Origin of the sequence: Bradyrhizobium sp. WSM1417 (genome assembly GCF_000515415.1) — a bacterium.
GTDB lineage: Bacteria > Pseudomonadota > Alphaproteobacteria > Rhizobiales > Xanthobacteraceae > Bradyrhizobium.
The window spans coordinates 76,675-97,500 of sequence record NZ_KI911783.1 but is presented as its reverse complement, the minus strand read 5'-3'; the positions used below and the strand labels follow the sequence as shown (position 1 = coordinate 97,500).

Genomic DNA, 20,826 nt, shown 5'->3' with positions numbered 1-20,826 from the left:
CGTCAGGCTCGCATACATCTTGCCGAAATGCGGGTTGGTCTTGGCGAGATCGGCGTAGATCTCGTTGGCCGCGCCGTAGCAGCTTTCCAGCACTTCCTGCGGGAATGGCTTCAGGATCGCGCCGGCCACCAGCAGGCGCTTCAGCGCCGGCGGATTGACGTAGTCATATTTGCCGGTCACCCAGGTGAAGGTATCGCGCGACGCGGCATCGACCGCGGCCTGGTAGTGCTTCGGCAGCGTGTTCCATTTGTCGAGATTGATGATGTTGTGACCCTGGCCGGTGCCTTCCCACCAACCGGGATAGTAATAGTACTTCGCCACCTTCACGAAGCCGAGCTTCTCGTCGTCATAGGGCCCGACCCATTCGGCGGCATCGAGCGTGCCCTTCTCCAGCGCGGGATAGATGTCGCCCGCCGCGATCTGCTGCGGGACACCGCCGACCTTGGCGATGATCGTTCCGGCAAAGCCGCCGACCCTGAATTTCAGTCCCTTGAGATCGTCGATCGACTTGATCTCCTTCCGGAACCAGCCACCCATCTGCGCGCCGGTCGACCCGGTCGGAATGCCGATGCTGTTGTATTCCTTCAGCAGATTGTTGATCAGGTCCTGACCGCCGCCCCACTGCAGCCACGAAATGTGCTGGCGCGTGTTCAAGCCGAAGGGCAGCGACGTGCCGAACGTGAAGGCGGGGTTCTTGCCCCAATAATAATACAGCGCGGTGTTGCCCATCTCGACCGTGCCGTTGGCGACGGCGTCGAGCACTTGCAGGCCCGGCACGATCTCGCCGGCGGCGAATGGCTGGATCTGGAAACGATTGTCGGTGATCTCGGCGACGCGCTTGGCGAAATACTCGCAGCCGCCGTAGAGCGTATCGAGCGCCTTGGGCCAGCTCGCGGCATATCGCCATTTGATCTCGGGCATCGACTGCGCGATCGCCGGCGCAGCGACGGCACTTGCGGCCAGGCCCAATCCGCCTGCCGTCAGGAATTTACGACGTTCCATGCGCTTCCCTCCGTTAAGTCGATGCTTCGACCTGGGGGACGATCTTGGTGTCGTCTTGTCTTCGTCGACGCTCGACGTTTTCTGTTGAGACGTTGTGGCGTTTCCGAACGGCCCTTGCGGGCACTCTTGGATGGAATTCCGATCGTTGCGGTTCCGCGGCGAGGATGACCGGGCGCTTCGCCGGAATCAAGCCTCAAGTCTCAAGCCTCTTGGGCGCCTCGCAGCTGCGAACGCCGGCCTGACGCAAGTCGGGCCTGCGAGCGATCTGCTATTCAGTCGCGCAAAAACCAGGGAGGCTCGCACATGACGAGCAAGAAAGTCGTGGTTGCCGGAGCGAGCGGTCTCGTCGGCAATGCCGCATTGCGACACTTCGGCCTGGCGGGCGGGTGCGATGTCATTGCCCTGTCCCGGCGGAAGCCGCGCGACCTTTACGGCGCCCGTCATGTCCCGATCGACCTGACCAGCACAGCGGATTGCCGGCGGGCCGCATCGGAACTGAGCGGCGCAACCCATCTGATCTACGCCGCGCTCTACGAGGCGCCGCAGCTCGTCGACGGATGGCGCGACCCGCAGCAGATCAAGACCAACGATTTGATGCTGCGCAATCTGATGGGTGCACTCGAGCCGGTCTCACCCGGCCTCAGGCACGTCGCCCTGCTGCAGGGCACCAAGGCCTACGGCGTCCACGTTCGCCCCTTGACCGTGCCGGCCCGCGAAGGCCGCTCCGAAATGTACGAGCAGCCCAACTTCTACTGGGCGCAGGAAAACTTCTTGCGCGACCTCCAAGCCGGCAAGAGCTGGCATTGGAGCATCCTGCGGCCGGTGCTGATCGTCGGCCTCGCCATGGGCGGCGCCATGGATTTGATTCCGCCGCTCGGCGTCTATGCCGCGATGCTGCGCGAGCAGGGCAGGCCGCTCGATTACCCCGGCGGCGCCGCGCGGGTGGGGCAGGCCGTCGACGTCGATCTCCTCGCCCGCGCCATCGCCTGGTCGGGCGAGGCCGAGGCCGCGCGCAACGAAGCCTTCAACGTGACCAATGGCGACGTCTTCACCTGGGAGAACATCTGGCCTGCGGTCGCCGATGCGCTGGAGATGAAGCCGGGCAAGCCGGTCCCGCTGTCGCTCGCCAGGGCGTTTCCATCCTGGGTCGGCCCCTGGGATGCGCTGCGGCGCAAGCACGACCTTGCATCGCCTGCGTTGGCCGAATTCGTCGGCCTCTCGTTCCAATACGCCGATTACAGCCTGCGCTACGGCCAGACCGAATCCGGTCCGCCCTCGATCGTCTCGACCGTGAAGATCAACCGCGCCGGCTTCACCGAGATGATGGACACCGAGGACATGTTCCGGAAGTGGTTCAGGCAGGCAAAGCAAGAGCGGCTGCTTCCCTGACGGAGAACAAAGCGGATTGGTCCGGGATCGTTGCCCAGGTCAGTCGTGACCCGGAGCTGGCCGAGCCGGTTCGAGCGGCTTCAAGTCTGGCTTTTGGTGGATTGTTTTGTCGTCCGCGATCTGGCCGCTCTTCTCGTTGCGTCGATCGCCTCCGCCGGAAAATTAGAGGTCGCCGTTTGACCGGTGCAGACATGGACGTTGCGTGCTTCTTGTGCGGGGTATTATGGACGTCGGTAGCTGAGAAAGGATTGTAACGTGCCGTACTGGGTCAAACGAATTCTTCTGAAATCAGGAGACCTTGTGACCGAGGAGGAGCTTGGTCGCGACGAGAACTATTTTCAAGGGCCCGCGCCCATTGTGGACGACGTGATAAACGCTCGCTGCCACGGTAGGAATTTTGACGCGAAAGTCGTTTGGGGAAATTGGCCGGGAGAAGTCATGCAGCGGAGACAGTTGTGCCGCTCCGGGTCGAAGAGATTTAGCGTGGCTGCTGTTGGCTCCATAGCGGGCGTATCCGGCCCAAAATGCAATAGCGGCTTTCGATCCATTGCAGACTTGAGCGGCACACCCGCCTAACCTCAAGGCCGATCCCGAAATCTACTTATCTTCTAAGCTTTGAGCTACCGTCGAAGCCTAAGTTAAACTAAACCTAGAAGCGATGGCTTTACTGATGATCTTTACCTTGGGCAGCGCAAGCAAAGTCGGAGGTCTACGTGGGTTGGAAGCTTTTTGCAGTCTTCGCTGTCTTGCTCGCGTCTTACGGAATCGGCGACGTTGGGACTTTCAATGCGGTGCAGACTGTCGACTTTGTAATTGAGGTGCTTGCGGCCAGCGGTCTCGTGCTGATGGCATTCGAGATTGATTTTCTTCCCGGTACGTTTTGGCGCGGATTCGCTGGCGCCTATTTTGCGTATTATTCTGGTTGGTTTGCCGAGAAAGCTTTCCTCACCGAGGGCGGGCCTGCGTCCCTCGTTATTGAAAATGCGCTCACATACGCTGTCTTTCATATCGCCGTCGGCTATGGACTTTGGATGAATGGTTCGATCCATGAGCAGCACGGCGCCGCGCGTCAGACCAGTGGCTAGACATATCCCAGACGGTTAAGGCGCCCATGTACTTCCTCACCGCCTGTCTGATCGTGGTCGTCTTGAGTGCCGTGATATCGTATCGTCGATCCACGACTCTATCGCGGAACCCGCAGGGAAGGCTTGCGGCATTTCTGCCGGCATTCTGCGCGGCAGTCTTTGCGCTGGTGCTACTAGAGTTTGATCGTACTCAAGGCAAGCAGGAGGTCGGTCCCTTCGCAACGACCTATCTCCTCATGCTTGTTGTGTCCTTCCTTGGCGGTTGGTTCCTTGGCGTTATTGTTGGATTGCCCCACGACAAGCAGCAGCCATGACTCTGGCAACTTCCTGTTGATGTCCGTATTGGCCCCTAGCTGACCTGCCGCGCGCCGCCAGTGGAGGACCGCTTCTGGACCCAAAGCGATCATGGCGTTGATCTAGGAGCCGCCCTTCGCCGTCGCAATTGCAGCACGCACAGCGTGGCCCAAGTCTATACTCAAACGTGCCCTTGCTTCGAATGGGTCCTGACCTTGCGCAACGAACGGCACCCTCGGCAGAACGATGGCAAGTACGCGCACGATGGCTCCCTGCTCTATTTCTTGCTCCTCATCGTGCGGGTCGTCCGGGGTCAAGGCCATCTCCTTCATTCTCTCCCAGATACCGGGAGTGTGGTCCTCCAACGCCGCAATCGCTTCCTGCATCTGCTCGTCGGTAAAGAACGTGCCCATGAGAAACTCGCGGCGCAGTTTAGGTCGGATAACGCCACTTCAGAGCACGCCGCATGACGAGCAAGGCCACGATGATTGCCGCAACGGCGAACCAAACGAACAGCGGAATGGGCGATTGATGGTGGATGTGGGCTATGTACAACACAAGCACCAACAGAACGAGGACCAGCGCGTTCGACGACCAATAAAGGGGCGAACGTAACAGCCCGGTTGGCGCAAGTTCTGTCGCGCGTTCAGTCGCCCGCCTGGTGAGCCAGCACCAAAAGCCGAAAGAGGCGACAGCAATGATCCAGAACATTCCCGATCTTTTGTCATGCAGCCTTATAGATGGCCCTACTGAGAATGCTCAAATTGAATGGACGAGCTTAACGCAACCGACCTAGCCGAGCACTATTGGCCCGTAGCTGACCTGCCGCCCGCAGCCGGTGGAGGACCGCTTGTGACTCATAGCAGAAGTCGCGCCTAACCTTCCTTGTCCCCATCGGTGTCGAGGTAGCGCAGCACCCTGTGCAAACCGAGACAGACGAGAACGGGGATCGCCACGAAATCCGGCAACAACAGAAGTCCCGAGGACCACGGATTAGTTTGCTTGCGCGGTCGGACAGTTAGGCCGTTCACGATGCGCGGCGCCATAGCGGATACATCGCTAGTAAGCGATTCTGGTACGTCCTGTGTCGGTGCCAAGCCGGTCATGCTGTGAGACTACCATCGGTACCCCTCGACATCGGTTCACGACTTCTCGATCCGATTTCATAGTGAGAATTAAGCGCAAATCGAGCGATGCCGTTCCTGGTCGAGCGTCGTCGGTTGGCGGCAGGTCTGGAGTCAAGGTAGGGCAAAAGTCATGGCGTCCGGTGCGGACCGCCCCTGAACCGCAGCCGACTTCCCAGATGCGCGCCTGAGCTCGGCGACTTGGACCTGCCAAATTGATTAGGTTGTCACTTAATTAGATCTACAAGAACGAACCTTAGAACGTCGGTAGCCTTTGCGTTGAACGCGCCCCATGTTGCCCGATTGTGCGCCGCTTCATTGAATTGATACGAAAGGCCAACATCTGGACTGAGACACTTCGGTGCATAACAACTCCCCAGCGCATTGCACGTCAGATCAGAAATGAATGCCGGAGACCGCACTTGGAGATAAACTCTGGACACAGGTGATCGGCCGCGAACGAATTCAGCCCACCCGTCGCCGCCGATTCTGGAGTCGTTTGCTGCCAGCGAGGACTTAAGCTGGCGGAAATCGGACTCCCAAGCTTCGCAGTTAGCGACGGCAGCATGAACCCCAATCGATATGCCTATTTGGAGCGTGCGAAGTTCCCAGCGATCAAATTTAGCAAGCCACAGATCATTTCCGTCAGCGACATTCCAGATGCTTACATGGATCGTAGCCGAGCGAGAAAATAGGTCGCGTGCTTCGGCGGGAGACTTTAAGACTTTTTCGAGTGTCAGTTCCTGTCCATCAGACTGGCGTATATCTCTCCTGTCGCTCCTAAACCTAATAAAACGAAGATCGCTTCCCTTTTCTGGCAACGCCAAGTGCACGCCCTTCACATCGATCAACACGCGACCGTCAGGCATCTTCGGCCAGTCACTCGCCGCTGCACATTCGGCAACGAAGACGAAGGCCATTAGGTTGCAGCGAACGATTGCCTTTACATACTCTCTCATTTTTCTATCTTACTGCTTATGACTGAAATCAGTTGCTTGATCGTCGCCTCACCGCGCTCAAAGAAGCAGCGTTCAGCCGTGGCTAGGACGCGCAGATGAGTGTCGCGTGTCAATTGTATCTTGACGTTTGTGGTTGGAGGCTCGCGGTAGAAGGTTATCTGTTCGCCCCAGAAATCTTTGAGGTCGCCGTCTTCGAATTGATACAAATCCAGAATAGGCCGCCCAGATGGTGGCCTGAGTTGCGAAATGCCACGAAACTCGGTGCGCCTCGGTGTGTAATCGAGAAAGAGCCGCTGCCGAACGATCGGCTCGATGGTCTGATTAATTAAGACTACCTGTCCAATGTCCAGGCACTCCGGAATGCCAAACGGAGGTGTAAAAAACACAGATGCATTCGGCCCGACAGTCAACGTTGAATCTGAGCTACTGGGTTTTCCGTGACCGCTAACCCAGTTGATTTCGCTTCGCTTGAACGCGATCGTCGTTGCCCCAAACCGGAGCTCCAACAATCCCGATTGCGCCTCTTGCGCTGGAGACGGGTCAATCGACGCTGCAAGCACCAAAGTGCTCGCGATACCTTCCAACAGAGGGCTACAAAAAGCAAAATCAGAAGCCGCTGAAGTGGTGGACGGGCCATGGTGAGCTTCCAAGAGGAGAGCATCCACTGGTTGTGCCTTAACGCGTGCTAACCTTCGGTAAATTTCAAGGCTCAGTTCCGCTAGTGCCCATAGCTGACCTGAGACAATGTTCAGCTTGCGTCCGCAAAGCGTCGGCCAGCAGACATCGCTTAGGCCAAACCAATGAATCTCGATTTATGAATGCGCGGCCTGATCTGCGCTGACGAACGCCGCTTCCATGGCCTTCCGCGTCTTCACCGTCTCGTTGCCCGCGTCGAACTCGACGTCGCTCCAGCGCACGATCTCGCCATGGGCGACGTCGTGCTTCAGCTTCAGCCGATGCGCAAGGCCGATTGGCAGCGCGCCGGCCTTGAGGCTCGCGGCCGCCGGCACCAGCTTGCCCCACACCGTGTAGCCGCCTTCGCCGTCCAGCATCTCGCCGGCGCGCAGATTGCGTTTTGCCACGGCGGCGACGTCGCCGCGGAAACCATGGGGCTGCCCGGTCGGCTCGACCCGCAGGGCTGCCGACAACACCGAGATGTTCAGCTCGAGCCCGATCAAATGATAGGGCTTGTACATCGCCGCGTACCGTCCGCTGCCGTCGGTCTTGAGGCCGTATTGCCTGAAGCAGTCGGCGGCGTAGTCGTTCGGCGCCTCCAGCACGACGTAAACGCCCCAGCGCAGATCGCGAAACACCGGCCTTCCGTCGCGCTCGAGCGAGGAGACCACCTCCACGACGCCCGATCGCTCCAGCACGCCGCCCCTGCTGCGCGGCCGCATGATGTGCGGGAGGTCGTCGACGCCGCAGGGTGGAAACAGCAGACCCTCCGCAGGCACGTCCAGTCCGCAGGCGTTCGCAATCGCGGCCATCTCGATCGCCGATTTGGTGCCGTCGAGGAAGGAGTTGAACATCTGCGGATTCATCCCGGCCGATTGCGCCTCGCCCGCGCTCAGCCCGTAATGCTGCCAGACGCCGTCAGGCGTCACGTCGTGATAGGCCGGCAGATATTTCGTCCCCTTGCCGGCGGCGACCACGTGAAAACCGGTGGCGCGGGCCCAATCCACCATCTCCGCGGTCAGCGCCGGCTGGTCGCCATAGGCGAGCGAATAGACCACGCCGGCCTTGCGGGCTTCCTCGGCGAGCAGCGGACCCGCCAGCACGTCGGCCTCGACATTGACCATGACGATATGTTTGCCGGCCGCGATCGCCGCGCGCGCATGCTTGATGCCGACGGCCGGATTGCCGGTCGCCTCCACCACCACGTCCATCGCGCCGCCGGCAATGGCGCGCGCGCCGTCATCGGTGAAGATGGTCGCGGCGATCCGCGCCGCGTCCCATCCGACAGTGCGGCAGGCCTCGCGCGCGCGGTCGCGATCGATGTCGACGATGATGGGCACCTCCAGTCCCGGCGTATGCGGCACCTGCGCCAGGAACATCGAGCCGAATTTGCCGGCGCCGATCAGCGCCACACGGACGGGCTTGCCGGCGGAAGCGCGGGCCTGGAGGAGGCGGAAGAGGTTCATGTTGTTACCCGATCAACTATCGTGTCCCGGACGCGGTGAAGCGCGTAGCGCTGCTGCGCAGAGCCGGGACCCAGAGAAAAACTATCCGTGCGGCATGGGCCCCGGCTCAGCATCGCACCGCTTCGCGCTGCGCTGCGTCCGGGGCACGAGAGACCTGTCTACTCCGCAGCCTGCCGCGGCGCACGGGCGAGCCGGACCAGCGCGTCGTCGTCCACCGTCTTGATCGGCGCAAAATCGCGATGCGCGATGTACTCCGGCCGCGTCGGGGTGCGGATGTAATTCGAAACCGCGTTCAGGGTCAGGTACACGATCTTGCGCGGGTAGGGCGTGATGTTACCGGCCGAGCCATGCACGAGATTGCCGTGGAACATCAGCATGCCGCCGGGCTTGCCGGTCGGCGCCACGATGCCGCCCTGCTTGACCAGCCGCGTCACGGTCTCCTCGTCCAGCGTCCACAGCGGATAGGAGGTCGTCGCAAGATCGTGCGAGGCCTTGAGGTCGCCGGCGTTCTGGCTCTGCGGCACCAGCATCAGCGGGCCGTTGATCGGCATCACCTCGTCGAGGAAGATCGCGATGTTCATCGCGCGCGGCTCGGGCATTCCGTCGTCGCGCTTCCAGGTGCCGTAATCCTGGTGCCACTGCCAGACGTCGCCGGTGAAGGCCGATTTCGCGTTGATCTTGAACTGGTGCATGTAGACCTGCTCGCCGAACAGTTGCTCGACCGGGTCGATCATGCGCGGATGCGCGCCCAGAATGCCGAACGCCTCGTTGTAGAGATGCGCAGCAAAGGCGGTGCGCGGCGCGCCGCTCTTCTCGCGCCAGACTTCCGGCCGGTTCGCGTCATAGATGGCAACCGCCTCGCGCGCGAGGAGATCGACTTCCTCCGGGCTGAACAATTCGGGCAGGAACAGCCAGCCCTCGCGGTGGAAGAACTCCAATTGCTCCTGGGACAGTTTCATGGGGCGTCCTCCTGTTTTAATTTTTGTTATCGCTCGTCATGGCCGGGCCTGACCCGGCCATCCACGTCTTTGGCGGTGGTGGCTGCTACGCCGCGGCCTCTTCCGTCGCCCTCAATCTCTCCTCCGTCATCCGTCCCGCCGTCTGCGCGTGCGCAAGCGCCGCAGCCTCGGCCGCCTTCGCGTCGCCCGCGAGAATATGTCCGGCAATGTCGGCATGCTCCGCCCAGGCGCTGCCGCGATAATCGAGCTCGGACAGCACCGTCGCCATCGAGCGGCGCATATGCGGCCATTGCGGCGTAATCGTCTCCTCAATCACGGGATTGCCGGCGAGCCGATAGATCGCGCGATGAAACTCGACGTCGAGCGCGATCAGCTCGGCGAGCGTGGTCTTGCCGTCGATCCTGCGCCCGGCGGCGAGCGCCGCCTCCAGCCGCGCGCGTCCCGCCGCATCGCTTGCCGCGCGTTCGCCGGCAAGCCGTGCCGCCAACGCGTCGATCGCGCCGCGCACCTCGTAGAGCTGGCGGATGCGTGCGGGATCGAGCTGGGTGACTTCAAAGCCGCGCCGGCCGCTCTCGGCGACCAGTCCCTGCCGGTGCAATAGGTGGAGCGCGTGCGACACCGGCTGGCGCGACACGCCGAGCCTGTCAGCGAGCTCGTTCTGGCGGATGCGCTGGCCGGGCTGCAGCGTGCGGTCGGAGATCGCCTCCAGGATCCGCGCATAGACCTGGTCGATCAAGTTCGGAAGCGGGTCGAGAGGGATCACGCCAGCAGCTCCGAGAACTATGACAGGGAATACGGAATTCCGTATTCGAAGATACGGCGAGAGGGAAAGGGCGTCAAGCGCGGCCAACTGGGCGTCCGACCCCGTTTTTGCGCTTCGCCAAGTCATTGATATTGCTGGGCTCGGCTACTGTGCATGGGGTTGTTTTGAGGAAAAAGAAAAGAGGGGCGGGTCCTATTCCGCCAGGAAAGCGTTCACCGCCTCGCCGAACTCGAGCGGCGCCTGCTCGAACATCCAGTGGCCGGCATTGGGGATCACGGCCGTCTTCGCCCCCGCGATGTGCGCGGCCAGCACGCGCCACATCACCGACAGGCTCCCCGCCGTCGCCCCGCCGCCGATCAGGAGCGTCGGGGTCCTGATCGCTTGCGCGTCCACGAGCGTGTAGGGCCTGCGCTGCTCGTTGATCTGGCCGAGGAAGGTGATCGCGTTGTCGCGCAATTGCTGCTTCGCCGCCGCCGGCACGCGCCGCCACGAGCCGTCGGCTTCGATGCCTTCGTAGAAGTTCTGCAGGGCGCCGTCGATGTCGCCGGCGCGGATCATCTCGACCGAGCGCGCCGTGCGCGCGGCCAGCGGCGGATGCACGGGCGTGCCTGCCGGCACTGGCAGGCTGGCATCGAGATCGCCGCCGGGCTCGGCCAGCACCAGCTTGCGCAGCAGATCCGGCCGCGACTGCGCCACGCGAAAGGCGATGTGGCCGCCGCGCGAATGGCCCATCAGATCGACCGGCGCGGGTTCGACCTGCTCGATGAACGCGATCACGTCGGCGACGTGCTGGGCCATCTTGTAGTCATCGCCGACGGCATCCCAGTGCTCGGGAAAGAAATGCCGCAGGCTGACCGAGATCACGCGATGCGATTTCGACAGCGGGCCGAGCACGGAGTACCAGGTGCGGAAATCGCCGAGCGTGCCGTGCACGCAGACCAGCGGCGGGCCTCGTCCCACTTCGAGATAGGCCATGTCGTAATCGTTGACGCGAAATGTCTGCATGATCAGCCCGCCAGAAAATCCAGCACCACTTCGGAGTATTTCTGCGGCGCCTGCTCGAACATCGGATGCGTTGCGTTCGGGATGACGGCCGTCCTGGAATACGGCACATACGCGGCAAGCGCATGCAGCACCTTCGGCAGCAGGCCCTTGGTCCGTGCGCCCAGGATGAACAGCGTCGGCATTTTGATGGACTCCGCGTCCGTCTTCGAGAATGGCGGGCGGTTGTCGCGGACCTGGCCGATCAGGGTGAAGGCATTGTCGCGCAGATTCTGCTTCACCAGCGCCGGCAGCCGCGGCCAGGTGCCGGCGCCTTCAAGCGTGTCGACGAAGACGGCAAGGCCGCCGTCGATGTCACCGGCCGCGATCTTCTCGGCCGAGGCCGTGAACCGCGCCAGCAGCGGCGAGGGACCGCCGGCATAATCAGGATCGAGGCTCGCATCGAGCTCGCCGCCGGGCTCGGCCAGTACCAGCCGCCGAAGCAGCTCCGGCCGCCGCTGCGCCACGCGGAAGCAGATGTGCCCGCCGCGGGAATGGCCCATCAAATCGACCGGGCCGAGGTCGAGTTCATTGATGAAGGCGATGACGTCGTCAACATGCTGGGCGATCGAATAGGTGTCGCCGACGCCGTCCCATTGCGCCGGGAAGAAGTGCCGCAGGCTGACGGCGATCAGCCGGTGCCGCTGCGACAGCGGACCGAGCACGCAGCCCCAGACACGGAAGTCGTTGAGCGAGCCGTGCACGCAAACCAGCGGCGGCCGGCCTCGGTCTTCGCCCACGTCGAGATAGGGCATGTCGTATCCGTTGACGTGGAGGCTTTGCATTCTGGGCTCGCGAAGAGGGGAGGCGGAACTCCTGTGCAAGATTCCCGGAAACCGGGTGGATCGCAACTATTTCCAAGCCTAGATTTGAGCTCAGTTCACATTGGGGGCATGCGAGGGAACGCAAGCCAGGGACCAAACCATGACCGACCAGCATTTTGCCCTGTTCGATAGCAAGATCGGCCTGTGCGCCATTGCCTGGGGTCCGCGCGGTATCAACGGCACGCAACTGCCGATGGGCGGCGAGCAGAAGATCCGCACCCGCATCAGCCAGCGCCATGCCGACGCCAGCGAGGCCGAGCCGACCGTCGACCTGCAGCAGGCGATCGACCGCATCACAAAGCTGCTCGCGGGCGAGCCGGATGACCTCACCGACATCCCGCTCGACCTCGACGGCGTGCCCGACTTCAACCGCGGCGTCTACGCGATCGCCCGCACCATTCCGCCGGGCAAGACCGTCACCTATGGCGACATCGCCAAGCAGCTCGGCGGTGTCGAGCTGTCGCGCGAGGTCGGCCAGGCGCTCGGCCGCAATCCGTGCCCGATCGTCGTGCCCTGCCATCGCGTGCTGGCGGCCGGCAACAAGCCCGGCGGCTTCTCCGCGAACGGCGGCGTGGTGACGAAGCTGAAGATGCTGGAGATCGAAGGCGCGCTGGTGAACCACACGCCGAGCTTGTTCGACTAAGGCGATGACGCCGCGGGCTAGATCTTCGCCGCCGTCTTCGGCCAATATTTGTCGCGCAAATGCCGCTTCACCAGCTTGCCGGTTGGCGTGCGCGGCAGCTCGGCTTCGAAATCGATCGAGCGCGGGCATTTGATCGTCGAGAGGCGGCTCTTGCAGTAGGCGATCAGGTCGGCCTCGAGCTCCTTGCCGGCGCGCTTGGGATCGTGCGGCTGCACCACCGCCTTGACCTCTTCGCCCATCTCCTCGTTCGGCACACCGAACACGGCGACGTCGGCGACTTCGGGGTGGGTGATGAGCACGTCCTCGGTCTCCTGCGGGTAGATATTCACGCCGCCCGAGATGATCATGTAGGACTTGCGGTCGGTGAGAAAGAGAAAGCCCTCACTGTCGAGATAGCCGACGTCGCCGAGCGTCGACCAGCCTTTTGCGTTGTAGGCCTTCTTCGTCTTCTCGGGATCGTTGTGATAGGTGAAAACCGGCGCATCGGCGAAATAGACCGTGCCAATCTCGCCCGTCGGCTGCTCCTCGTCGTTCTCGTCCAGAATCTTGATCTTGCCGACCACGGCGCGGCCGACGCTGCCGCGGTGCTCCAGCCATTCTTTCGAGTTGCAGACGGTGACGCCGTTGCCTTCGGAACCCGCGTAGTACTCGATCAGGATCGGCCCCCACCATTCAATCATCTTGGCCTTGACCTCGACCGGGCAGGGCGCGGCAGCGTGGATCGCGCCCTTCAGGGTCGAGACGTCGTAGCGGATGCGGACCTCGTCCGGCAGCTTCAGCATGCGCACGAACATGGTCGGCACGAGCTGCGCGTGGGTGACCTTGTATTTTTCGACCAGCCTCAGGAAATCTTCGGCGTCAAAGTGCTCCATGATGATGGAGGTGCCGCCGAGCAGGATTGCCATCATGTTGAAGCGCAAGGGAGCCGCGTGATAGAGCGGGGCCGGTGAGAGATAAATAGTCTCGGCGTTCATGCCGCACATGTTGGCGCAGAGGACACGCAGAAACGCGTTCGGCTCGTCGATCGGCTTGCCTTCGAACGCCTTCTTGATGCCCTTGGGCCGGCCGGTGGTGCCCGACGAATACAGCATGTCATAGCCGGCGACCTCGTCGGCGATCGGCGTTGTCGGCTGCGCGGCGGCCTCCTTGTCGTAGGAGCGGAAGCCGGCTTGCGGCTCGTCCATCATGTAGAAGACCGGCTCGCCGGGCGCACCCTTGATCAGGGCCTTGATCTGGTCGGCGCATTTCGGCGTCGTGATCACGACCTTGGCGCCGCAGTCGGCGATGATGTAGTCGATCTCGTCCTGCTTCAAATAGCGGCTGATCGCGGTGTAATAGAGCCCGCTGCGTTGCGCCGCCCAGCAGATCTCCATGAAGGCGAGGCGGTTCTCCATCAGCAGCGCGATGTGGTCGCCGGCCTTCAGCCCGAGCGAGCGGAACAGGTGCGCGCCCTGGTTCGAGAGCTCGTCGAGCTCGCGATAGGTGATCGCCTTGCCGGTCCCGGCCATCTGATAGGCGATCTTGTCGGGCGTGGCGCGGGCGTGGATGGAGGGATGGGTCATGGCCGGGATCTCGCAACATCAACGGTGTCATCCCGGCGAACGCCGGGATCCATAGCCACCGATCCAAATTGTTGAACGCGATGTCGCCCCTGCGCAGCTTAACCACAGGCTCGTGTGGTTATGGGTCCCGGCCTTCGCCGGGACGACACCATCAGCGACGCAGCAGCTTACAGCCGCTCCACGATCGTCACGTTGGCCATGCCGCCACCCTCGCACATGGTCTGCAGGCCATAGCGCTTGCCGCGCTGATGCAGGGCATGCACCAGGGTCGTCATCAGCTTGGTGCCGGAGCCGCCGAGCGGATGGCCGAGCGCGATGGCGCCGCCATTGACGTTGAGACGTTCCGGATCGGCGCCGGTGGTCTTGAGCCACCCGGTCGGCACCGAGGCAAAGGCCTCGTTGACCTCGAACAGGTCGATGTCGTCGATCGTCATGCCGGCCTTTTCCAGCGCGCGCTTGGTGGCGTGCAGCGGTGCGTCCAGCATGATCACGGGATCGCCGCCCATCATGGTCATGTGATGGACGCGCGCCAGCGGCTTCACGCCGAGCTGCTTGAGGCCGCGCTCGTTCACCACCATCACGCCGGAGGCGCCGTCGCAGATCTGGCTGGCGCTGGCCGCGGAGAGCTTGCCGTTCTCGGCGATCAGCTTGACGCCCTTGATGCCGTCGAGTGTGGCATCGAAGCGGATGCCCTCGTCGATGTGATGGGTGTCCTTGGACCCGTCGGCGCGGGTGATCTCGAGCGGCACGATCTCCGTCCTGAAACGGCCGGCCTGCGTTGCCGCGATCGCGCGCTGATGGCTGTTGTAGGAGTACTCGTCGAGCTCGTCCTTGGAGAGACCGTACTTCTCGGCCATCATCTCGGCGCCAGTGAACTGGCTGAAGACGATGTTCGGATAACGCTGCTCGATACCCGGGCTCTTGTAGTTGCCAAAGCCGTTCTTGGCGGGAAGCTGTGACGACAGGCCCATCGGCACGCGCGTCATCGATTCCACGCCGGCGGCGATCACCACGTCCATCGCGCCGGACATGACGGCCTGGGCTGCGAAGTGCAGCGCCTGCTGCGAGGAGCCACATTGGCGGTCGATCGAGGTGCCCGGCACGCTCTCCGGCAGTTTCGAGGCCATGATGGCGTTGCGCGCGACGTTGTTGGACTGCTCGCCGACCTGCATGACGCAGCCCATGATCACATCCTCGACCAAAGCGGGGTCGACCTTGGTGCGGTCGACCAGCTCGTCCAGCACCTTCGCAGCGAGATCGGCCGGATGCCATCCGGCGAGGCGGCCCCCCTTGCGCCCACCGGCGGTACGCGCAGCGGCGACGATGTAAGCCTCGGCCATGTCGGTTCTCCCTGGATTGTTTTGAACGGGTTGGTTGTCGGGGCGGATTTAAGGGGCGACCGGTTGTTTAGTCAATCGATCAATTAACTCTTGTGGGGAGGCGCTGCTTGGGCTTATCTGCGGCTGCTCTTGCCAAAAACAGGGATCTCCGTGACTACCAGCGTACCGAACCGGCTCCCCAGCGGAAAGAATTCCACGGCAGAGAAATTGCTCGTGGCCGCGAGCGAGCTGATGATCGAACGCTCCTCGATCGAGATTTCGCTGAGCGACATCGCCCAGAAATCCGGGGCCAACGCCGCGCTGGTCAAATATCACTTCGGCAACAAGGACGGCCTGCTGCTGGCGCTGCTCGAGCGCGATGCGGGGACGGAACTGTCCAATCTCGAATATCTGCTGGCGCAGCCGATCACGCCGACCGCGAAGCTGAAGCTGCATATCGGCGGCATCATCCGCGCCTATCACCGGTTTCCGTATATGAACCGGCTGATCCACTATCTGCTGCACGAGAGCGTCGCGGGTTCCGCGGACGAAGTCTCGAAATTCTTCGTCGCGCCGTTGCTGGATTTCCATCGGCGCCTGCTCGCCGAAGGCGTCAGTCAGGGCGAATTCCGCGCCACCGATCCGGTGCTGTTCTACACCAGCCTGATCGGCGCCTGCGATCATTTGTTCTTCGGCCGGCACGCGATGTCGCGCGCGACCGGCGTCGGCCCGGTCACCGACGACGTTTGCCGGCAATACATCAAGCACATGGAAACGCTGATCTGCGGCGGCATCCTCACGAATATCGAGGAAGCTGCCGCGGCCGGATAATCCGGCCAGAACGCAGAAGTCTAGAGAAGAAACGCCCAAGGAAAAGGTAGCTTACGATGCAGTTGAAAGACGTAGCCGTTCTCATCACCGGCGGCGGGTCGGGCCTTGGTGCCGCGACCGCCCGCGCCATGGCCGCCAAGGGCGCCAAGATCGGCGTGATCGACCAGAGCAAGGAAAACGCCGAGAAGGTCGCCGCCGAAGTGAAGGGCATCGCGCTTCACGCCGATGTCACCAGCGAGGAGCAGATCAAGGCGGCGATCGCCAAGGCGGAAGCCGCGCACGGCGTCGCGCGTGTGCTGATGAACTGCGCCGGGATCGGCGGCTCGCAGCGCATCGTCGGCCGCGATGGGGTCTACCCGCTGGAGAAGTTCGCGCGTATCATCAATGTCAATCTGATCGGCACCTTCAACTGCCTGCGTCTGTTCGCCGAGCGCCTCGTCACGATCGAGCCGGTCGGTGAAGAGCGCGGCGTCATCGTCAACACGGCGTCGGTCGCGGCTTACGAAGGCCAGATCGGCCAGATCGCTTATGCGGCGTCGAAGGGCGGCGTCGTCGGTCTCACGCTGCCGGCCGCGCGCGACCTCGCGAGCCAGAAGATCCGCGTCAACACCATCGCGCCCGGCCTGTTCCTGACGCCGCTGCTGATGGGCTTGAACGAAGAGGCCCGCAAGAGCTTAGGGGCCCAGGTGCCGCATCCCGCGCGTCTCGGCGACGCCAATGAATACGGCTCGCTGGCCGTGCACATCGTCGAGAACCCGATGCTCAATGGCGAGACCATTCGCCTCGACGGCGCGATCCGCATGGCGCCGCGGTAGGACTCTTTTTCCTTCTCCCCTTGTGGGAGAAGGTGGCGCGCGTAGCGCGCCGGATGAGGGGTCTCTATCCGCGGAGACAGACCCCTCACCCAAGCGAATTCCGGGTTCGCAGCGTACATGCCCTCTCCCACAAGGGGAGAGGGCGCAGCAATCGGCACCGCGAACGGCGGCAAGCACGAGGCGCCTCATGTCCCAACCGCTGCTGATCGAGCACAACGACGGCGTCGACACCGTGACGCTCAATCGTCCCGAACACCTCAACGCACTCGATCCTGCGCTGATCGACGCGCTCAACGCCTATTTCCAGGGCCTCCAGCGCAACCGCGATACGCGCGTTGTGGTGCTGAAGGGCGCCGGCAAGAATTTCTGTGCGGGCCTCGATCTCAAGGCTGCGATGGCGCGCCGTGCCGGGCAGCAGGAGCCGCCTGATGTGACCGAGTCGCTCGACTCACAGCGGCGCATCGCCGATATCGTGATGCTGATGCGGCGCTGTCCGCAGCCGATCCTCGCGCTGGTACAGGGCGCGGCCGCCGGTGGCGGCTTTGCACTTGCGCTCGCCTCCGACATCCGCATCGCGACGAGATCGGCGCGGATGAACTGCGCCTTCATCAAGCTCGGCCTTGGCGGCTGCGACATCGGCACCAGCTATTTCCTGCCACGCCTGGTCGGTGTCTCCGTGGCCTCGGAGCTGATCCTCACAGGACGCTTCATCGGCGCCGAACGCGCACTCGCGGTCGGGCTGGTCTCCGAGGTCGTTGACGAAGACAAGCTCGACGCCGCCGCCGAACCCTATGTCGACGCGCTCATCACGGCGTCGCCCGTGGGTCTGCGCCTGTCCAAGGAATGTCTCAACATGAGCGTCGATGCCGGATCGCTGGAAGCCGTGATCGCGATGGAGGATCGCAACCAGGTCCTGTGCAGCCGCTCCGAGGAATTTTCGGAAGGCATCAGGGCCTTCCTTGAGAAGCGAAAGCCTGTCTATATCAGGCGCTGACAATGAAGATCCGTAAAGGACGAGAAATTCCGGGAGACGCAAAATGAGTGGAAGCGCGGCGGCGGTGATGACGAAGCCCGCCTTTCGCAAGGTCAAGTGGCTTGCGCGCGACATCGATGTCGAGCGCCGCGACGACGGCACGGTGGTGCTGAAGTCGCGCATCCCGCTGCAAACCTACGAGAAGCATATCCCGGCTTCGCTGGCAAAATGGGCGAAGGAAGCGCCCGAGCGGATCTGGCTTGCCCAGCGCGGCGGCCCCAGCCGCGAATGGCGCAAATTGTCCTATGGCGAAGCCAAGCGCACCGTGGATGCGCTGACGCAAGGCCTGCTCAATCTCGCGCTCGACGGCCGACCGGTCACGATCCTCTCCGGAAATTCGATCGAGCACGCGTTGATGACGCAGGCGGCGATGCAGGCGCGGGTCCCCGCCGCGCCGGTCTCGCCGGCCTACTCCTTGATGAGCCATGATCACGTCAAGCTGAAGTACCTGTTCGACCTGATCAAGCCCGGCGTGGTGATGGTGCAGGACGGCTCGACCTTCGAGAAGGCGCTGAAGGCGCTCGATCTCACCGGCGTTACCGTCGTTCACGTCCTACGGCCCTGCGAGGGCATCGAGAGCGTCAGCTTTGCCGCGCTCGCGGCGACAGCCGTGACAGCCGACGTCGAAGCGTCGATCGCAAAGATCACGCCTGAGACCGTCGGCAAACTGCTGTTTACCTCGGGCTCCACCGGCATGCCCAAAGCGGTCATCAACACGCAAGCGATGATGTGCGCCAATGCGGCGATGATGATGCAGGTGCGGCCGCGCGATCCCAGCGGTCCGATCTCAACCATGCTGGACTGGATGCCCTGGAACCACACCATGGGCGGCAATGCGGCCTTCCACCCGATCCTGGTCGATGGCGGCACGCTCTATATCGATGACGGCCGGCCGATGCCGGGCCAATTCGATGAGACGCTGCGCAATCTGCGCGAAATCTCGCCGACCTATTACGCCAACGTCCCCGCCGGTTATGCCGCGCTCGCCGCCGCCATGGAGAAGGACGAGGCGCTGTGCCGATCCTTCTTCAAGAACCTCTCGATCATGGCCTATGGCGGCGCGCGGCTGCCGGACGATCTCTACGATCGCATGCAGGCCCTCGCCGTCAAGACCACCGGCGAGCGCATCGTGTTCTACACCGGCTGGGGCTCCACCGAGACCGCGCCGACCTCGACCGGCACCTATTGGGACACCGAGCGCGTCGGCCTCATCGGCCTGCCGTTCCCCGGCGTCGAGTTGAAGATGGTGCCGTGCGGCTCGAAATACGAGTTGCGCCTGCGTGGCGTCAACGTCACGCCTGGCTATTTCGGCCAGCCTGATCTGACGAAGAAGATGTTCGACGAGGAAGGTTTTTATTGCATCGGTGACGCCGGCGTCTTCGTCGACGACACCGATCCGGTGAAAGGCATCATCTTTGCCGGGCGCGTGGTGGAAGATTTCAAGCTGACCACCGGCACCTTCGTCCACGTCGGCTCGCTGCGCACCGATGCCATCGCGGCCGCGACGCCCGTCGTGCATGATGCGCTGGTCGCGGGGCAGGATCGCGCCTTCATCGGCCTGCTGGCCTGGCCGAACCTGCATGCCTGCCGCCAACTTGTCGGCAAGGCAGATCTCAGCTTCGAGGATGCAGTGAAGCATCCCGAGGTGATCGCCTGCTTCAGGCGCGGGCTGGAGGCTCACAACAAGGAGTGCGAAGGCGCCAGCAGCCGCATCATCGCGCGTGCCATGCTGATGGCCGAGCCGCCCTCGATCGACGGCAACGAGCTCACCGACAAGGGCTACATCAACCAGCGCGCCGGCCTCGAGCGCCGTGCCCCGCTGGTCGAGCGGCTTTATGCCGACAAGCCTGACCAGGACGTCATCGTTCTCAAGTAATCGACATCATCAACACGGATACGCGCCATGAACTTCGATTTTTCCGACGACCAGAAGCAGCTCCGCGATCAGGCGCGCAAATTCCTCACCGAGAAATGCTCGCCCAAAGCTGTACGCGCAGTCCTCGACGGCAAGGCGCCATACGACAAGGAACTCTGGAAGGGCCTCGCCGAGATGGGTTTTCTCGGTGTCGCTATTCCCGAGGATTTTGGTGGCGCCGGCGCCGGTCATCTCGAGCTTTGCGTGATCGCTGAAGAGATGGGCCGGGCGAACGCGCCGGTGCCGTTTTCCTCCACGGTGTATCTCGCTGCTGAAGCGCTGCTGATCGCGGGCAATGAGGCGCAGAAGAAGAAATGGTTGCCGGCGATTGCCTCGGGCGAGGCGATCGGCACGCTGGCGCTGTTCGAGGGAAAAGGCAATCCGTCACCGAAGACCATCAAGCTCACGGCTGCGAATGGCGTACTCAATGGCGTCAAGAAGCCGGTCGCGGATGGCGCGATCGCCGACTTCGCGGTGGTCGCGGCACGGACGGGATCGAGCGGACGCGACGGCGATATCTCCTTGTTCGTTGTCGATCTCAAGGACGGCGGCGTCGAGGTGAAAAGCCTGACCAATCTCGATCCGACCCGCGGGCAGGCCGAGATCACTTTCAGGGATTGCAAGGCCGAGCCGCTGGGCGCGGCCGGCGAAGGCTGGAGCATCTTGACTCAAGTGCTCGACCGCGCCGCGGTGCTCTGCGCGTTCGAGCAGGTCGGCGGCTCCGACCGTGCGCTGGAGATGGGCCGCGACTACGCGCTCGACCGCATCGCCTTCGGCCGACAGATCGGTTCGTTCCAGGCCGTCAAGCACATGCTGGCGGACATGTATGTGTCGGCGACGCTGGCGCGCTCCAATAGCTATTACGGCGCCTGGGCGCTCTCGACCAACGCCGCGGAGCTGCCGGAAGCCGCTGCCGCGGCCCGCATCAGCGCGACGCAGGCGTTCCAGCACTGCGCCAAGAACAACATCCAGGTCCACGGCGGCATGGGATTCACCTGGGAGTTCGACTGCCACATGTACTACCGCCGCGCCAACGCCATGGCGCTCGGTCTCGGCAGCCTCTCCTATTGGGAAGACCAATTGATCGATCGCATGCGCAAGAAGAACGCGGCGTAGGCGAAGGGCAA

21 protein-coding genes (1 of these 21 only partly in view) are annotated in these 20,826 nt (G+C 62.8%); 9 read left to right on the top strand and 12 right to left on the bottom strand.

Annotated elements, in window-relative coordinates; translation table 11 throughout:
• Positions 1–1,002, bottom strand: the 5' portion of a protein-coding gene (locus BRA1417_RS0100485; RefSeq protein WP_027514122.1) for a TRAP transporter substrate-binding protein. The gene continues 87 nt to the left of window position 1, outside the view; 1,002 of the gene's 1,089 nt are visible here — the first part of the coding sequence; the start codon lies at positions 1,000–1,002; the stop codon falls past the left edge of the window.
• A 303-nt stretch (positions 1,003–1,305) separates the two neighbouring features.
• Between BRA1417_RS0100485 and BRA1417_RS0100480 the strand changes: the two genes are divergently transcribed.
• The 3 genes from BRA1417_RS0100480 (at position 1,306) to BRA1417_RS42095 (ending at position 3,790) form a co-directional block, all read left to right on the top strand.
• Entirely contained in the window at positions 1,306–2,391 is a 1,086-nt protein-coding gene (locus tag BRA1417_RS0100480; RefSeq protein WP_027514121.1) for an SDR family oxidoreductase, read from the top strand.
• Between the two features lie 713 nt (positions 2,392–3,104).
• A complete protein-coding gene (locus BRA1417_RS0100475; protein ID WP_027514120.1) occupies positions 3,105–3,476 on the top strand; it encodes a hypothetical protein in 372 nt (123 codons plus the stop codon).
• Between the two features lie 26 nt (positions 3,477–3,502).
• The gene (locus BRA1417_RS42095) at positions 3,503–3,790 is read left to right on the top strand and encodes a hypothetical protein (protein WP_084462102.1); all 288 of its coding nucleotides are present in this window, start codon (positions 3,503–3,505) and stop codon (positions 3,788–3,790) included.
• A 102-nt stretch (positions 3,791–3,892) separates the two neighbouring features.
• Here BRA1417_RS42095 and BRA1417_RS0100465 read toward each other — a convergent pair whose 3' ends face one another.
• The 9 genes from BRA1417_RS0100465 to BRA1417_RS0100420 form a co-directional block, all read right to left on the bottom strand.
• Positions 3,893–4,183: a hypothetical protein gene (locus BRA1417_RS0100465; protein ID WP_027514118.1), complete on the bottom strand. Its 291-nt coding sequence runs from the start codon at positions 4,181–4,183 to the stop codon at positions 3,893–3,895.
• Positions 4,184–4,202: 19 nt separating this feature from the next.
• Positions 4,203–4,481: a hypothetical protein gene (locus BRA1417_RS0100460; protein WP_027514117.1), complete on the bottom strand. Its 279-nt coding sequence runs from the start codon at positions 4,479–4,481 to the stop codon at positions 4,203–4,205.
• 640 nt (positions 4,482–5,121) lie between these two features.
• Positions 5,122–5,853: a hypothetical protein gene (locus BRA1417_RS0100450; RefSeq protein ID WP_156948503.1), complete on the bottom strand. Its 732-nt coding sequence runs from the start codon at positions 5,851–5,853 to the stop codon at positions 5,122–5,124.
• Positions 5,850–6,518 carry a hypothetical protein gene (locus BRA1417_RS0100445; protein WP_156948502.1) on the bottom strand — a complete coding sequence of 223 codons (669 nt, stop codon included), beginning with the start codon at positions 6,516–6,518 and terminating at the stop codon, positions 5,850–5,852. Before BRA1417_RS0100445 ends, BRA1417_RS0100450 begins: the two co-directional genes overlap by 4 nt.
• A 147-nt stretch (positions 6,519–6,665) precedes the next feature.
• A complete protein-coding gene (locus tag BRA1417_RS0100440; RefSeq protein ID WP_027514114.1) occupies positions 6,666–7,994 on the bottom strand; it encodes an NAD(P)H-dependent oxidoreductase in 1,329 nt (442 codons plus the stop codon).
• 158 nt (positions 7,995–8,152) lie between these two features.
• The gene (locus tag BRA1417_RS0100435) at positions 8,153–8,953 is read right to left on the bottom strand and encodes a phytanoyl-CoA dioxygenase family protein (protein WP_027514113.1); all 801 of its coding nucleotides are present in this window, start codon (positions 8,951–8,953) and stop codon (positions 8,153–8,155) included.
• An 85-nt stretch (positions 8,954–9,038) separates the two neighbouring features.
• Positions 9,039–9,716, bottom strand: coding sequence for a GntR family transcriptional regulator (locus BRA1417_RS0100430; protein ID WP_027514112.1), 678 nt, complete (start codon positions 9,714–9,716; stop codon positions 9,039–9,041).
• A 192-nt stretch (positions 9,717–9,908) separates the two neighbouring features.
• The gene (locus tag BRA1417_RS0100425; protein WP_027514111.1) at positions 9,909–10,721 is read right to left on the bottom strand and encodes an alpha/beta fold hydrolase; all 813 of its coding nucleotides are present in this window, start codon (positions 10,719–10,721) and stop codon (positions 9,909–9,911) included.
• 2 nt (positions 10,722–10,723) lie between these two features.
• Entirely contained in the window at positions 10,724–11,542 is an 819-nt protein-coding gene (locus tag BRA1417_RS0100420; RefSeq protein ID WP_027514110.1) for an alpha/beta fold hydrolase, read from the bottom strand.
• 139 nt (positions 11,543–11,681) lie between these two features.
• Here BRA1417_RS0100420 and BRA1417_RS0100415 point away from each other — a divergent pair, with 139 nt between their 5' ends.
• Positions 11,682–12,224 carry a methylated-DNA--[protein]-cysteine S-methyltransferase gene (locus tag BRA1417_RS0100415; RefSeq protein ID WP_027514109.1) on the top strand — a complete coding sequence of 181 codons (543 nt, stop codon included), beginning with the start codon at positions 11,682–11,684 and terminating at the stop codon, positions 12,222–12,224.
• A 17-nt stretch (positions 12,225–12,241) separates the two neighbouring features.
• Here BRA1417_RS0100415 and BRA1417_RS0100410 read toward each other — a convergent pair whose 3' ends face one another.
• Both BRA1417_RS0100410 and BRA1417_RS0100405 read right to left on the bottom strand, forming a co-directional pair.
• On the bottom strand, positions 12,242–13,786 hold the full coding sequence (locus BRA1417_RS0100410; protein WP_027514108.1) for an acyl-CoA synthetase: 1,545 nt from the start codon (positions 13,784–13,786) through the stop codon (positions 12,242–12,244).
• Between the two features lie 167 nt (positions 13,787–13,953).
• The gene (locus BRA1417_RS0100405; protein WP_027514107.1) at positions 13,954–15,126 is read right to left on the bottom strand and encodes an acetyl-CoA C-acetyltransferase; all 1,173 of its coding nucleotides are present in this window, start codon (positions 15,124–15,126) and stop codon (positions 13,954–13,956) included.
• Between the two features lie 207 nt (positions 15,127–15,333).
• Here BRA1417_RS0100405 and BRA1417_RS0100400 point away from each other — a divergent pair, with 207 nt between their 5' ends.
• The 5 genes from BRA1417_RS0100400 (at position 15,334) to BRA1417_RS0100380 (ending at position 20,815) form a co-directional block, all read left to right on the top strand.
• Positions 15,334–15,936: a TetR family transcriptional regulator gene (locus BRA1417_RS0100400; RefSeq protein WP_018453285.1), complete on the top strand. Its 603-nt coding sequence runs from the start codon at positions 15,334–15,336 to the stop codon at positions 15,934–15,936.
• A 56-nt stretch (positions 15,937–15,992) separates the two neighbouring features.
• Entirely contained in the window at positions 15,993–16,751 is a 759-nt protein-coding gene (locus BRA1417_RS0100395) for an SDR family NAD(P)-dependent oxidoreductase (protein WP_007615252.1), read from the top strand.
• Between the two features lie 187 nt (positions 16,752–16,938).
• Positions 16,939–17,745, top strand: coding sequence for an enoyl-CoA hydratase/isomerase family protein (locus BRA1417_RS0100390; protein ID WP_027514105.1), 807 nt, complete (start codon positions 16,939–16,941; stop codon positions 17,743–17,745).
• Positions 17,746–17,788: 43 nt separating this feature from the next.
• On the top strand, positions 17,789–19,660 hold the full coding sequence (locus BRA1417_RS0100385; RefSeq protein ID WP_027514104.1) for an AMP-binding protein: 1,872 nt from the start codon (positions 17,789–17,791) through the stop codon (positions 19,658–19,660).
• A 27-nt stretch (positions 19,661–19,687) separates the two neighbouring features.
• Entirely contained in the window at positions 19,688–20,815 is a 1,128-nt protein-coding gene (locus BRA1417_RS0100380) for an acyl-CoA dehydrogenase family protein (protein WP_027514103.1), read from the top strand.
• Positions 20,816–20,826 lie beyond the last annotated feature (11 nt).